General features: G+C 56.2%; 15 protein-coding genes. 3 read left to right on the forward strand and 12 right to left on the reverse strand.

Features of this window, described 5'->3' with window-relative positions; genetic code table 11:
- Positions 1-12 precede the first annotated feature (12 nt).
- Positions 13-2,187 carry an RNA degradosome polyphosphate kinase gene (locus OU789_RS09665; protein WP_274655368.1) on the forward strand — a complete coding sequence of 725 codons (2,175 nt, stop codon included), beginning with the start codon at positions 13-15 and terminating at the stop codon, positions 2,185-2,187.
- A gap of 51 nt (positions 2,188-2,238) precedes the next feature.
- Positions 2,239-3,801, forward strand: coding sequence for a Ppx/GppA family phosphatase (locus tag OU789_RS09670; protein WP_274655369.1), 1,563 nt, complete (start codon positions 2,239-2,241; stop codon positions 3,799-3,801).
- On the opposite strand, the gene OU789_RS09675 is transcribed toward OU789_RS09670, so the two are convergent.
- The 6 genes from OU789_RS09675 to scpA form a co-directional block, all read right to left on the reverse strand.
- A complete protein-coding gene (locus tag OU789_RS09675; RefSeq protein WP_274655370.1) occupies positions 3,798-4,121 on the reverse strand; it encodes a hypothetical protein in 324 nt (107 codons plus the stop codon). The genes OU789_RS09670 and OU789_RS09675 overlap by 4 nt on opposite strands.
- 36 nt (positions 4,122-4,157) lie before the next feature.
- The gene (locus OU789_RS09680) at positions 4,158-5,165 is read right to left on the reverse strand and encodes an endonuclease/exonuclease/phosphatase family protein (protein ID WP_274655371.1); all 1,008 of its coding nucleotides are present in this window, start codon (positions 5,163-5,165) and stop codon (positions 4,158-4,160) included.
- Positions 5,165-5,845, reverse strand: a complete 681-nt coding sequence (locus OU789_RS09685) for a molecular chaperone DjiA (RefSeq protein ID WP_274655372.1) — start codon at positions 5,843-5,845, stop codon at positions 5,165-5,167. The genes OU789_RS09680 and OU789_RS09685 overlap by 1 nt, the downstream gene beginning before the upstream one ends.
- Before the next feature lie 38 nt (positions 5,846-5,883).
- The gene (locus OU789_RS09690; RefSeq protein ID WP_274655373.1) at positions 5,884-6,369 is read right to left on the reverse strand and encodes a GNAT family N-acetyltransferase; all 486 of its coding nucleotides are present in this window, start codon (positions 6,367-6,369) and stop codon (positions 5,884-5,886) included.
- Complete coding sequence (locus OU789_RS09695) at positions 6,366-6,989, reverse strand: VOC family protein (RefSeq protein WP_274655374.1); 624 nt, start codon at positions 6,987-6,989, stop codon at positions 6,366-6,368. Before OU789_RS09695 ends, OU789_RS09690 begins: the two co-directional genes overlap by 4 nt.
- Before the next feature lie 81 nt (positions 6,990-7,070).
- Complete coding sequence (scpA, locus tag OU789_RS09700) at positions 7,071-9,197, reverse strand: methylmalonyl-CoA mutase (RefSeq protein WP_274655375.1); 2,127 nt, start codon at positions 9,195-9,197, stop codon at positions 7,071-7,073.
- 190 nt (positions 9,198-9,387) lie between these two features.
- Here scpA and OU789_RS09705 point away from each other — a divergent pair, with 190 nt between their 5' ends.
- The gene (locus tag OU789_RS09705) at positions 9,388-9,843 is read left to right on the forward strand and encodes a DUF4174 domain-containing protein (protein ID WP_274655377.1); all 456 of its coding nucleotides are present in this window, start codon (positions 9,388-9,390) and stop codon (positions 9,841-9,843) included.
- Between the two features lie 24 nt (positions 9,844-9,867).
- Here the strand turns inward: OU789_RS09705 and OU789_RS09710 are convergent, their stop codons facing one another.
- The 6 genes from OU789_RS09710 to OU789_RS09735 form a co-directional block, all read right to left on the reverse strand.
- The gene (locus OU789_RS09710; protein WP_274655379.1) at positions 9,868-11,868 is read right to left on the reverse strand and encodes an acetyl-CoA carboxylase biotin carboxylase subunit; all 2,001 of its coding nucleotides are present in this window, start codon (positions 11,866-11,868) and stop codon (positions 9,868-9,870) included.
- A 117-nt stretch (positions 11,869-11,985) separates the two neighbouring features.
- Positions 11,986-12,183 (reverse strand): hypothetical protein, encoded by a 198-nt coding sequence (locus OU789_RS09715; RefSeq protein WP_263952615.1) that lies wholly within the window; start codon positions 12,181-12,183, stop codon positions 11,986-11,988.
- A gap of 277 nt (positions 12,184-12,460) precedes the next feature.
- Positions 12,461-12,844 carry a hypothetical protein gene (locus tag OU789_RS09720; protein WP_263952614.1) on the reverse strand — a complete coding sequence of 128 codons (384 nt, stop codon included), beginning with the start codon at positions 12,842-12,844 and terminating at the stop codon, positions 12,461-12,463.
- Positions 12,845-13,012: 168 nt separating this feature from the next.
- On the reverse strand, positions 13,013-13,138 hold the full coding sequence (locus OU789_RS09725) for a hypothetical protein (protein ID WP_263952613.1): 126 nt from the start codon (positions 13,136-13,138) through the stop codon (positions 13,013-13,015).
- 214 nt (positions 13,139-13,352) lie between these two features.
- On the reverse strand, positions 13,353-13,793 hold the full coding sequence (locus OU789_RS09730) for a DUF6497 family protein (protein ID WP_263952612.1): 441 nt from the start codon (positions 13,791-13,793) through the stop codon (positions 13,353-13,355).
- On the reverse strand, positions 13,786-14,139 hold the full coding sequence (locus tag OU789_RS09735; RefSeq protein WP_274655383.1) for a hypothetical protein: 354 nt from the start codon (positions 14,137-14,139) through the stop codon (positions 13,786-13,788). Before OU789_RS09735 ends, OU789_RS09730 begins: the two co-directional genes overlap by 8 nt.
- Positions 14,140-14,177: the final 38 nt, after the last annotated feature.

The raw sequence follows: 14,177 nt of genomic DNA on the forward strand, positions 1-14,177 counted from the left end.
TATGCCGCCCTTATGTTTGAAACAGACTTCCTTACCGCCCCCTTTGCCACTCCTGAGGAACTTGATCCACAGGAGTTTGCTGGCCCTAAACGCTTCTTCAACCGCGAGATTTCGTGGCTGGCCTTTAACTGGCGCGTGCTGGAAGAGGCCACAAACCCGCGTGTGCCGCTTTTGGAGCGCCTGCGGTTCTTGTCTATTTCTGCGACCAACCTCGATGAGTTTTATACTGTCCGTGTGGCGGGCCTGCGTGAACTTGCACAAGCGGGTAACACAACCCCGGCCGCCGATGGCCTGACACCCGCCGAACAATTGGTCTTGATCCACCGCGACGCCCGTGCCCTCCTTGAGCGGCAACAGGAAACATGGGATCAACTCGCCAAAGAAATGGATGCCGAAGGAATAACACTCCTGACAGGCGATGCGCTTTCGAGCGAAGACAAAAAGTTCCTCAAAAGCTTTTTCCTTACACAGGTGTTCCCCGTCCTCTCGCCTCTTGCGATTGATCCGGCGCATCCCTTCCCCTTCATCCCGAACACAGGCTTCTCACTCGCGCTGCAACTTGAGGGCAAATCAAGTAAGAAACAGCTTTGCGCTCTCTTGCCGATCCCACACCAGATCGACCGTTTCGTGCCCCTGCCAAGCAATGAAGGCACCCATCGGTTCCTCCCACTCGAAGAACTCTTGCTTCTGCACCTCGACAGCCTCTTCCCTGGGTACAAAGCCAAAGGAAGCTGTGCCTTTCGCGTATTGCGCGACAGCGATCTCGAGGTCGAGGACGAAGCCGAAGACCTCGTGCGCGAATTCGAGGTGGCGCTCAAACGCCGCCGCCGTGGCGAAGTGGTGCGGCTCAAGATTTCCGCCGACGCCCCCAAATCCCTACGCAGCCTGATTATGGACGAGCTTCACGTCACCGACGAAGAAGTCGTTGAAATAAAGGGTTTGCTAGGTGTTTCCGACCTCAAGGAACTTGTGATTGATGAGCGCCGAGACCTGCTCTGGCCCAGCTTCACATCGCGTGTGCCCGAACGGGTCCAGGACCACGACGGCGATATGTTCGCCGCGATCCGCCAGAAAGATATGCTGCTGCACCATCCTTACGAAACCTTCGACATGGTGGTGCGGTTCCTCGATCAGGCCGCGCGCGACCCCGATGTGGTTGCGATCAAGCAAACGCTCTACCGTACAAGCCGCGAGTCCCCGATTGTATCGGCGCTCTGCGAAGCAGCGGAAATGGGCAAATCCGTCACCGCGCTGGTCGAGCTCAAAGCCCGCTTTGATGAGGCCGCAAACATTCGCCAGTCGCGCCACCTTGAACGCGCGGGCGCTCATGTTGTGTACGGGTTTATCAATTATAAAACCCATGCCAAAATCTCGACCGTCGTGCGCCGCGAGGGTGATCAACTCGTGACCTACACCCACTATGGCACCGGTAACTATCACCCGATCACCGCACGAATTTACACCGACCTGTCGTTCTTTACTTGCGACCGGGCGCTTGGAAGTGATGCAACCAAAGTGTTCAATTACCTCTCGGGGTATGCGCAGCCAGAAGGGCTTGAAAACCTCTCTATCTCTCCGCTCACTCTCAAATCGACACTGATTGAGAATATCGCCCGCGAGGCCGAATTTGCCAACGCAGGGAAGCCCGCCGAAATCTGGGCGAAAATGAATGCGTTGGTTGAACCCGATGTCATCGACGCGCTTTATGCCGCCAGTCAGGCAGGGGTGAAAATCAACCTCGTCGTGCGCGGCATTTGCGGGTTGCGGCCAGGCATCAAGGGGCTATCGGAAAACATCCGCGTAAAGTCCATCGTCGGACGGTTCCTCGAACATTCGCGTATCGTTTGCTTTGGCAATGGCCACGCCCTGCCCAATAAAAAAGCCTCGGTCTATATTTCATCTGCCGACTGGATGGGCCGAAACCTGAATCGCCGCGTGGAAACACTGGTCAAAATCACCAACCCAACGGTGAAAGCCCAGATCACCAGCCAGATCATGGCCGCCAATATGGCTGACTGCGCCCAAAGCTGGATTCTCTCGCCAGACGGGACATACAAGCGCCCCGAAGCGCGCGAGGACGACTTTGTGTTCAATTGCCACAGGTTCTTCATGGAAAACCCCTCGCTTTCTGGCCGCGGTAAGGCCGGTGCAGCAGATGTTCCTGAATTGGCACATTCCAAAGATTGACAGACGCGTGCTTTGCACGGCAAAGTTCGTTCTGAATTGAAGGAGACAGGCATGAGCGACGCCGATCTGGCCGAAAGTATCTGGGGCCCATTCGGACGACCGCTTTTCAACGATCCCGCATCACGCGCTCTTGGCCGTGTCGGGGTTGTGGATGTGGGTTCAAACTCTGTCCGTCTCGTTATTTTTGACGGTGCCGCCCGTAGTCCGGCTTATTTTTATAATGAGAAGATCATGTGTGCCCTTGGGGCTGGCCTTGGTGAAACGGGCCGCCTGAACCCCAAAGGGCGCAAGCGTGCTCTCGCGGCGATCAAGCGCTTTCAGCTTTTGGCCGCGGGGATGAACATCGCGCCGCTTACAGCCGTCGCCACGGCCGCGGTGCGAGAGGCGGAGGACGGACCTGAGTTTCGGGAGGAGATAGCTCGGGAGACTGGCCTCCGCCTATTTGTTATCGACGGCGAAGAAGAAGCACGGCTTTCCGCGCAGGGAGTTCTGCTTGGCTGGCCAGGTGCAAAGGGGCTGGTCTGCGATATCGGCGGCTCTTCGATGGAGTTGGCAGAGCTATCCGGCGGCAAGGTTGGCCACTGCGTGACCTCTGGCCTCGGCCCGCTCAAACTCAAGGCGATCAAAACCAAGAAAGCCCGCACCGCGCATATCAAAGAGGTGATCGAGGGGCTTCACAAAGAAATGCCCAGCACCGACAAGCGCCTGTTCCTCGTGGGCGGCTCTTGGCGGGCGATTGCGCGGCTTGATATGGAGCGGCGGGGCTATCCGCTCACAGTATTGCACGAATACAGGATGACGCCGAAATCTGTTCTCAACACGGCAAAGTGGATCGCCGAGAACGATCTTGAAGAGTTGCGCGCCCGCACCGGAACCTCCGAGGCTCGGATGTCGCTTGTGCCGCTGGCATGTCTCGTTTTGAAGCAGCTTCTGCGGACGTTCAAACCCAAAGAAATCGCGATTTCGAGCTACGGGATCCGCGAGGGTATGCTCTATGAGCAAATGCCAGAGTGCCTTCGCCACCGCGACCCGTTGATCGAAGCCTGCCGTTTTGCCGAAGCCAAGGATGCGCGGCTCCCCGGGTTTGGCAAAGGGCTTTACGAGTTTGTCCTGCCGCTCTTTAGCTCTGCTAAGGAAGAAGACTTACGCCTCGTGAAGGCAGCCTGCTTGCTCCACGATGTAAGCTGGCGCGCGCACCCTGATTTCCGTGCCGAAGTTTGTTTTGACAACGCTACGCGCGCAAACCTCGGCGGATTGAAACATCGCGAGCGCGTTTTCCTCGGCGTCGCCCTGCTTCACCGCTACAAGAATTCGCGATCTGGTTCGCGTTTTGAGCCTCTGTTCGACATGCTGACCGAAAAACAAATCTTGCAGGCCGAAATCCTCGGGAAGGCAATGCGGTTTGGCGCCATGTTCTCTGTGAAGTCGCCGGATACGATGGCCAGCCTCAAGTTTTATTCCAAGAAACGCGTCCTTGAACTTCGTCTCGCCAAACCGGCGCGCGACCTTTTCGGAGAGGTTGCAGAAGCCCGTTTCAAATCCCTCGCCGCGTCGCTAAACGCAGAGACCGTGGTGAAAATCAAAGGCGGGAAGAAGAATTTGATGAGCAGCTAAAGCTCAATCTCGCCCTCTTTCAAATCGCGCTTCTTACGGATCAGGATATCGCCATTGGGCAGGATTTCGGGCGCTTCGTAATCTTCGGCATTCCCCATCAGGTCAATCAACGCTTGAACCTTCGGCGCGATCTCTTCGCCCAAATCCATCATCTCGTTAAGGTTAGGTTTGATCTCTTCCATTAACCCCTCAAACAACAGCCGCATGCCGCGTTCAACAAGGTCAGCGCCCTCTTCCATTTGCTCGTCCTGCGCCATAGCAACAGGCGCAGCAAGCGCCACGCAAACAGAAGAAACAAGGGCAAGAGCAAAGCGTTTCATAGCCGACACCTAGCAAAATCGGCACGATTCTAGAAGTTAAATGTCAATATCCAGCGTGACGGGAAAGTGATCCGACGCCGTCAGAAGCGCTTCGCGCAGGAGCGGAGTCTTGTAGATTTGCGGATCTTCGAACGGGTGCCAAATCCGCCAGTTCCGTGCCAACGGTCGCAGTTTTTCCGACACCATGATGTAATCCAACAACGCCCCGAGAAAGCGCTTCTCGCGCGAAATATAGAACCGCGATGTTGTTGGAAGCCCGCCAAATCGCCGCGTTTGCCCCATACGCGCATGCGGATCATAAAGGCAATCCTCGCCCTCTTCTCCCAGCACAATCTCAACCCCGGAACGGCCAAACAAACGTTCGTATTCGTCAAGCCCCGGACCGTCGTTGAAATCGCCCAGAACGACCACATCTTCGCCCTTTGCCAGATGACCCTCTACCCGCTGCCGCACCCAAATACATTGGGCCAATTGCTTGCGTCGATTTTCGATGGAAATGCGGGTTTCTTCGTCCTTGTTCTTGGCTCCATACGGCGCCTTCGATTTCGCATGGACCCCGATCAGCCGCAGCTTACGCCCCGCGCTGGTCTCAAGCGCGATCTCAAGCGGCGGCTTTGAAAAGCGAACCGCATCGCCCGCGCCATCCACATCAAGGTCAATGTGATAAAGCCCGTCAAAACTGGGTACGTCTGCGGCGCTGCCTTGCGGATCATGAACCGCAGAGAGTTTTGTCGGATCATAGAGCAAGGCAATTTGCTGCTGCGTTTCATTGCGAAAGCCCACAACCGCGCGGTTTGCCCTGAGTTTGTTATCGGCGGCGAAAGCCTCGAGCGCCGTGACGGTAGAGCGGGTCTTCGCAGTATCCGGCGCCTCGATAATCAGCACCGCATCTGCATCAAGCGCCTGAAATACGGCGCCGATTGCGGCAAGCTGCTCTCCGCGTGATGTCTGATACCGCTTGGACGGGGCATCGTCGAACAAGGGTTTGTTTTGCTTATCAAAAAGGAAGTTGAACCACTCGACGTTATAGGTCGCGAGGCGCATCAGGCCGCGTCCTTCTGGATTTCTTCCCATGCACGATTTACGGCAACAAGCCGTTTCTCGGCGAGCTTTATCGCTTCCTTCGGTACGCCACGCGCAATCATTCGGTCTGGGTGGCTCTCGCGAACAGCTTTGCGCCACGCTGCACGCACGTCCTCAATCGGCGCGTCATGGGGCACACCAAGAATTTCATATGGATCAGGCGCAGCATCCGGCACGAACCGCGCTCTCACGCTGTTAAATTGCCGCTCACCTATGCCAAGAATTTCCGCGACCTTGGCCAAAAACTCGTTCTCGTTCGGGTGATACTCGCCATCGGCAACTGCAATATAAAACAGCCCTTCCAGCAGGTCATTCTTAATCGGATTATCCGGCCCCAGCATCTTGGCAATCTTGCGGGCGTAATCGTCAAATCCGGCAATATCGGTACGGGCCATATTAAAAACCCGCGCGGCGTTGGCCTCTTCTTCTGGAGGAATGTGGAACACCTCGCGAAAGGCCGAAACCTCATCGCGCGTAACCATCCCGTCAGCCTTGGCCATCTTGGCCCCAAGCGCAATTACGGCAATCGTAAAGGCAACCGAACGTTCCGGCGGCGCGCTGAGGCGGTCAAACACCTGTGACAGGCTCTCACCACTTCGCAGCGCCGCAATGGCATCTGAAATTCTGGACCAAAGAGACATAAATAAACTTTATCTTAAAATCGGTAAAAATAAACGGCTTAGAGCATTTTCTGCATCAATACGAGGTTGAACCAGCGCCCAAACTTATGGCCCACTTCCGGAACCCGTGCAACGTCTCGATACCCAAGGCGCGCGTGAAATGCGATGGCGGCACTGTTTTCGCCTGAAATTCCGGCAATCATTGAATGCATACCACGGCTCTTGGCGATGCCCTCTAGTTCAGCCAAAAGCGCGCGCCCCAGCCCTTTGCCCTTGGCGGCATCACTCAAGAAAATGCTGTGCTCCACGGAAAACCGGTAGCCAACGCCGCCTCGAAATTGGCCATACGTGGCAAATCCAACGATCTCTCCATCGGCCTCGGCCACAAGAAACGGCATATCATCTGCCTGCTTCTGAGCGAGAGTTTCCTGAACTTCCTTTAACGTTTTTTCTCGCGAATTGAATGTTGTGATCGTCTCGCGGATCGCGTGGTTCCAAATCTCGAGAACGGCGGGTAAATCCGCACTTTCGGCCGCGCGGATCATGCAAGCACCTTTGTGCCGCTTGGTGTCTGCACCTCAAGGCGCAACTTGGGGCGACCACTGGTTTCGATCTGGACCTCGGGCGTAATGTGATAGGCCGCAAGCGTTGCTGCGAGGTTTGGAGCTTCTGGATGGCCAAGTGTGAGCGCCTCAAGCCGACACTCCTGATCCTCAAGCCGCGCGCAAGGATGCGCATCGCCATGCCATGAAATCATCGCAGGAAACGCACCACCATATGGTAGAACTCCATTGGCCGGAACGCCCATGTGCCAGTGAAAATTTCCCCGCACAAACTCCATAGGCTCTCCGCTTCCTTCCGGTCCAAGCTCAAGCGCTGCGGGGAGGTTCGTTGTGCGGCAAATCCAGTTGGTGAGGCGCGGCGCACCGCGAAAATGGTCAAGATCAAACCAGCGCGGAAACATTGGCGGCTTGGCCTCTGGGTCAATTGCAATCACTTCAAGATAGACAGACGGACCAAGCGAGAGCAGCCGATTGTGCGTACCCATTTTCGCATGATGCCCGACATCGGACAGCGTCACGCCAAGCGTGTCCTGCACATATTCAACGCCTTCGGCCAATGTTTCGGCGGCAATGGCGAAATGGTCAATTTCAAGCGATGTCATGCGGGGCCTCTTTGCAGTTTTCCTGCGAAGGCTACCCAAGAGCCGCGCAAAAGGCACCCCCTCTTTGCGCAGCTTTTTTGTTTATTTCGAACGGATCAAACGCAGGATATCCTGTGCCGCCTCGGGTATATTTGTACCAGGTCCGAATATCGCCTTCACGCCAGATTTGTAAAGAAAATCATAATCTTGCTGTGGAATAACCCCACCGCAAATCACAATGATATCTTCTGCGCCTTGGGCCTTCAGCGCCTCAACCAGCTTAGGCGCAAGCGTTTTGTGCCCTGCGGCCTGACTGCTGATGCCGACGATGTGCACGTCATTATCAACCGCATCCTGCGCGGCTTCTTCCGGCGTTTGGAACAGCGGGCCAACATCCACATCAAAGCCGATATCGGCAAAGGCCGTTGCGATCACCTTGGCGCCACGGTCATGGCCGTCCTGTCCCATTTTAACCACAAGCATCCGTGGACGACGCCCTGTTTCCTCGGCAAAGTCCTCAACCGATTTCTGGATCGCGCCAAAGCCCTCGTCGCCCTCATAGGCCGCGCCATAGACACCCGCCAAGGTCTTTACTTCTGCGCGGTGCCGTCCGAATGCCTTTTCCATCGCCATCGAAATCTCTCCTACGGTTGCACGGGCGCGGGCTGCCTCAACGGCCAGCGCGAGCAAGTTGCCTTCGCCGCTTTCCGCTCCCTTTTGAAGCGCGGCAAGCGCGGCCTCTGTGGCCGCTGCATCGCGGCTCTCGCGAATTTCGGCAAGGCGCGCGACCTGTGCTTCGCGCACAGCCACGTTGTCTACGTCCAGAATGTCGATCTCGTCTTCTTTCTCGAGACGGAACTTGTTTACGCCGACAATCACTTCGTCGCCACGATCCACAGCCGCCTGACGTCGCGCCGCGGCTTCCTCGATCCGCAGCTTTGGCATGCCCGTAGCCACTGCTTTGGTCATGCCGCCCATTTCGTCGATTTCCTCGATGAGCTTCCACGCTTCGTCAGCCAAATCGGCCGTGAGTTTCTCAACATAATATGACCCAGCCAGAGGGTCGACCACATTGGTCACGCCGGTTTCATTTTGCAAAATCAACTGCGTATTCCGCGCAATGCGGGAGGAGAAATCGGTTGGTAACGCGATGGCTTCGTCAAAGGAATTGGTGTGCAGCGATTGTGTCCCGCCCAGCACCGCGCTCATCGCCTCATAGGCTGTGCGCACCACGTTGTTATATGGATCCTGCTCCTGCAGCGACACGCCCGAGGTCTGGCAGTGGGTCCGCAGCATGAGCGAGCCGGGTTTCTTGGGTGAAAACTCCGACATGATCTTGTGCCAGAGGAACCGCGCCGCCCGAAGTTTGGCCGCTTCCATGAAGAAGTTCATGCCGATCGCAAAGAAGAACGACAGCCGCGGCGCAAAAGCATCCACATCCAGCCCCTTCGCCAGTGCGGCCTTCACGTATTCCTTACCGTCCGCCAGCGTGAAGGCCAGCTCCTGAACAAGGTTCGCGCCCGCCTCTTGCATGTGATAGCCCGAAATCGAGATCGAATTGAATTTCGGCATTTCCTTGGAGGTATACTCAATGATGTCACTGACAATCCGCATCGAGGGTTCGGGCGGATAGATATAGGTGTTCCGCACCATAAATTCCTTGAGGATGTCGTTCTGGATTGTGCCGGAAAGTAGGCTCCGATCGACGCCCTGCTCCTCGCCCGCAACGATAAAATTGGCAAGTATCGGGATAACCGCGCCGTTCATCGTCATGGACACGCTGATTTTTTCCAGCGGAATACCGTCGAACAGGATTTTCATATCCTCGACCGAGTCAATCGCAACACCAGCCTTGCCGACATCGCCCTCGACCCGTTCGTGATCAGAGTCATAGCCACGGTGCGTAGCCAAATCGAACGCCACGGACACCCCCTGCTGCCCCGCATCAAGCGCCTTGCGATAAAACGCGTTGCTTTCCTCAGCGGTCGAAAAGCCTGCATATTGGCGGATAGTCCAAGGGCGGCCCGCATACATCGTGGCACGCGGCCCGCGGGTAAAGGGCGCAACACCGGGCATGCTGCCCATATGGTCCAGCGACTGTGTGTCGTCTTCGGTGTAAACCGGCTTTACCGCGATCCCCTCGGGCGTCTGCCACGTTAGGTCGTCAAGCGCACGACCGCGAAGCTCCTTTGTGGCAAGCTCGGACCATTTCTCTGTCTTGTCTGTCATGTCGCGTCCTTCTCAGTCTGCGGTCTGGATCGATATGCAGCCCAATGCCATCGAGGCAATTTGGGGCCGGAAAATCGTTGGGATTGGCGGATTGGCGTACAAATGTTTGATAACAGATAAAATCCGCGTGCTTCCCCTCTGTGCAAGGCGCAGTGCCCACCCTATATTCAAAAGGAACAGAGGATTATCTATGCGTTTTTTCACATTGGTTTTTATAGGGTTACTCGGCGTCAGCACCGCGCTCAAAGCACAGGAACTCGGCTCTGAATTTGCCCCTGTTGCGGGCGCGGATACCACGCTCGCAGAGCACAAATGGGTCGCACGTCCCCTTGTTGTTATGGCCGAGAGCCCGAATGACCCCAACTTCAAGCGGCAGGTCGAGATGATCGAAGCAGACTGGCCAGAGTTCGCCGCCCGTGATGTTGTATTGATCCTTGATACGGACCCAGCAGCGGAGTCAGATGTGCGCCAAACCATCAGGCCACGCGGTTTTATGATGGTGCTGATTGCCAAAGATGGCTCTATCGCCCAGCGCAAACCCTCGCCGTGGACCGCCCGCGAAATTTTGCGCGCAATCGACAAAATGCCACTGCGCAAGGACGAAGTCCGCGAGCGGCGCGATATTTCACCGCTTGCCCCGCAATAGGTATGTGACGCACAGGGCATCACCCTATTCAAACTCCATAATCACGTCATCCACCGCAAGGCTATCGCCCGCATCAGCGTTGATCTTTGCAACTACGCCGTTCTTTTCGGCGCGCAGGATGTTCTCCATCTTCATTGCCTCAACTGTGCAAAGCGCTTGCCCTTCGTGGATGGTGTCGCCTTCAGCCACATTGACCGAAACGATCAGACCTGGCATCGGGCAAAGCAGAAGCTTGGAGGTATCCGGCGCGATTTTTTCGGGCATGAGGTCGGCCAACTCGACCTGACGCGGCGTGCGCACCCGAACCTCAAGGTCTGCACCACGGCTCCGAACGCGGAACCCTGATGTGATCTTGTCGACTTTCATCACCAAATCCCCGTCACCTACGCGCAACCGCGCAAGGCTATCGCCAGGTGTCCAATCGCTTTCCACGCGCAAGGTGTGCCCGTCTTCGAAGGTTACATCCGCCCCCTCGGGGTCCGCCTTGATCGTCGTCGCATAGCGCTCCCCTTGAAGCGTCACGACCCAATCTGTGCCGACCTTGCGCTCGTGGTTGTCCATCCGTCCCGACACACGCGTGCGCCGAATTTCGGCAACGCGGTACATCGCACAGGTCGCCGCTGCAATCCGCCGAAGATCAGCATCAGACAGCGCAACCCCCTGAAATCCATCAGGATATTCTTCTTCGATAAAGGCCGTTGTGATATCGCCCGAAACAAACTTCGGATGATCCATCACCGCCGACAGGAACGGCAGGTTATGCCCGATCCCCTCAACTTCGAAGCCATCAAGCGCATCTCGCATCGCTTCAATCGCCGCGCCACGATCTGGCGCCCATGTGCAAAGCTTGGCGATCATAGGGTCGTAATACATGCTGATCTCGCCACCCTCAAAGACGCCGGTATCATTGCGTACCACATGCGTGTCGGCCACAACCTCTTCGGGCGGGCGGTATCGTGTAAGCCGGCCAATCGACGGAAGGAAGTTGCGGTAAGGGTCTTCGGCATAAAGGCGGCTTTCGATGGCCCAACCGTTACGCTTCACGTCGCTCTGCTTGATTGACAGTTTCTCGCCATAGGCAACGCGGATCATTTGCTCCACAAGGTCAACGCCTGTGATCAACTCGGTAACTGGGTGCTCCACCTGAAGGCGAGTGTTCATCTCAAGGAAATAGAAGTTCCGCTCCCCATCTACGATAAACTCAACAGTCCCCGCGCTCGTGTAATCAACGGCCGCCGCAAGCGCGACGGATTGCTCCCCCATTGCCTTGCGCGTTGCTTCATCAAGGAAGGGGCTTGGCGCCTCTTCGATCACCTTCTGGTTCCGACGCTGAATCGAGCATTCCCGCTCGTTCAGGTAAATCGCGTTGCCGTGGCCGTCGGCCAGTACCTGAATTTCGATGTGCCGCGGCTGTGTGACGAATTTCTCAATGAAGATACGGTCATCACCGAAACTGTTTGCCGCCTCGTTCTTGGAACTTTGGAACCCTTCGCGCGCTTCATCATCGTTCCACGCAATCCGCATGCCCTTGCCACCGCCACCCGCGGAAGCCTTGATCATCACAGGGTAACCAACCTCGTTGGAAATCTTGACCGCCTCGTCGGCATCCTCGATCAGCCCCATATACCCCGGAACGGTCGAAACCCCGGCCTCCTGGGCAAGTTTCTTACTGGTGATCTTGTCGCCCATGCTTTCAATTGCGCCAGCAGGCGGCCCGATAAAGGCAACACCAGCTTCGGCCAGTGCCTCGGCAAAAAGCTTGTTCTCGCTCAGGAAACCATAGCCCGGATGAACCGCCTCTGCGCCGGTTTCCTTGATGGCGCGCATGATGTTGTCGATCACGATATACGACTGGTTCGCTGGCGCAGGTCCGATATGAACAGCTTCATCCGCCATTTTGACGTGTAGCGCATTGCGATCCGCATCCGAATAAACCGCGACGGTTTTAATCCCCATTTTCTGGGCGGATTTAATCACACGACAGGCGATTTCGCCTCGGTTCGCGATCAGGATCTTTTTAAACATAGCACGTCCTTCAAGTCTGGGCGTCAGGCCATCCGCGTGGGGCCAAACGCAAAAACACCACCCGCGCCGCGCGCGGATGGTGCTCGATTGGAAAATTCTAAAAAGTTTGCGGAAGCGTTACTTACAGACGTTTGCGTCTTTACACAAAGCGCCACCAGCAGCGCCAACGGCCGCACCGGTAACCACGTTCCCGCCAGTTGCACTTGCGAGCGCGCCACCTGCAAGCGCACCGACGCCTGCGTTTTGTGCGTTGGTTTCACACCCTGCGACGAAAGCAGTCGCAACAAAAAGGACAACGAGTTTTTTTGCAAGCATTGGTAAGTACCTCTGTTTTTTGGGGCCGTATTTTCTACGCGCCCAGTTTTTTTAGGACCGCTCTGATCAAGCGAAAAAGCGGGCCCAGCCTGGGGATGGCCGAGCCCGACAGGGGAAGGGTAACGCAATAGCTGCGCCATGACAAAACATGCTGTAACACGCGCTGTCATAAGCAATTTCTGCCAAGTGACGTCGGGTCTGGATACCCCAAAAATTGCACGACTCACCGAATGAGCCGGTTTCTGCCGAAAGATTGAAGGGGTAAGCAGGTTCACGCCTAACGTCCTCCCTCGTCGACAAAAATATCGTCAAAATCCGCACCGAAAACATCCGGAAAGCTCGCCCGCGCGCGTTGTTCGTCGATCTGGAGCATCGCCTCATAGCTGCACGGATCAAACGGATCATCCACGGCAACAACTTCGCGCCCAAAGAGCCAGCTCAACCGTCCCGCATCAAGATTGCCCCGCTCAAACGGCTGATCGCCGAAGTGATGCCAGAGCGCCGCCATGAAGCCGGCATCCGCGCGTCGATCTGCAGGGCGTCGATCCGCATAGCGCTCACGTTGCGTGATTGCAGTTGCGCCTTTTTTGTTGTCACGACGAATGGTGAATTGGAAATCTGTGCCGGGCAAACGACCCGGAAATCCGCGATGCTTTAGCATGGTAAAACCCCTCTTGCTTGTTTGCGCCCGATCCTAGAGCAAACACAGAGGAAGTTCAGTGCGGAAATACCAAAATTTCGGAGATAGTCCGAAGGGGTGGCGGCCCCATGGTGCCCGACCCTGTCAGGCAGTGTGCGAGCAGAACCAAGGCCCTGCCCGCAAGATCTCTTAGTACTTGGACATTGTTGGCTCTTCGACCACTGGCTCAACAATAACCACTTCTTCTTCTTTAGAACAAGCTGCAACAACAACGATGAGGCCGAGTGCTGCAACGATTTTGGCTGTATTCGACATATCTGTCTCCTTATCCAATTGTTATAGCGCGCTTCACAATACGAAACACGCAGCCATCCCTTTCCCGCGGGAGGGGTAAAACAACGGCTTAACCTCACCTTATCGCAACATCTCACAAATGGAAGCCCGAATTTCACAGTTACTTCACAGGGTTGCGAGTTTTTGCACGGCTCTTGGCCGCAATCTCTTATTTCATTCTCCAGTTGAACCGCCATTAGTAATCTCCCCAATGACAGATTCCGCTCTCCACAGAGAAGCTTTCGAAGAATTTCGGGATATCGGGCGTAAGCGCGCCGAACTCGGTTGGGGCCTTGGCCACAGAGATCACAACTTCCGCACCATCCTGATATCCCGCTTCGTCCAAACGTGGGATCGCGAACCGATTGCACAGGAACATCAGATCTTCTGCGACTGCGTCGTAAGACTGCTCTCGGCTCAAGGACGGTGCCACAAATCGAAAATGCGTTGACTTACCATATGGATCGCCCCCGCCCAGCGCGCCCTCTGCTTCGATTTGCTGAAGAAATTCAACATCTTGACCAGAAGGAACACGAAGCGGCTCGGCTTCTGCAAGCGCAGATCCGCCCAGCGTCACAGCCAGTTTGGTAACCGCCGCGCGCGTACAGAGACCGCAGGTAAGGGCCACTCTAGCCATGCGCAGTCCTCCGCGCGAAACGCTGCCAGCGGCTACGGTTTGCGGGATCGTTCAGAACAGCATTCAAACGCTCTTTATGCACTGGCGTTGCAACGCGCGCATCGTCCAAACGCCCCCCTGCCGTGACCATGAGCGCGCCGCCCTCCTCGCGAATTCGCACAACCGGGCGAAACCCGCGCAGCCCTTGCAGTGCCCGCCAGATATCCTGCCGGATTTGCTGCGCCAAACGCCCGCGCGCCATCATCGGCAACTCGGTCTCTGCGGCAATGTCAAACCGCTCGTTTCCATCTCGCGACAGGGTCAAAACGCCGTTTTCGCGCCGGATATGCCATTCATGCCGACTCATCCCATACACTCCACACGCCCCGAAACCGGCACCAAAGT

The sequence above is a fragment of the Halocynthiibacter sp. C4 genome, assembly GCF_028823805.1.
GTDB lineage: Bacteria > Pseudomonadota > Alphaproteobacteria > Rhodobacterales > Rhodobacteraceae > Falsihalocynthiibacter > Falsihalocynthiibacter halioticoli.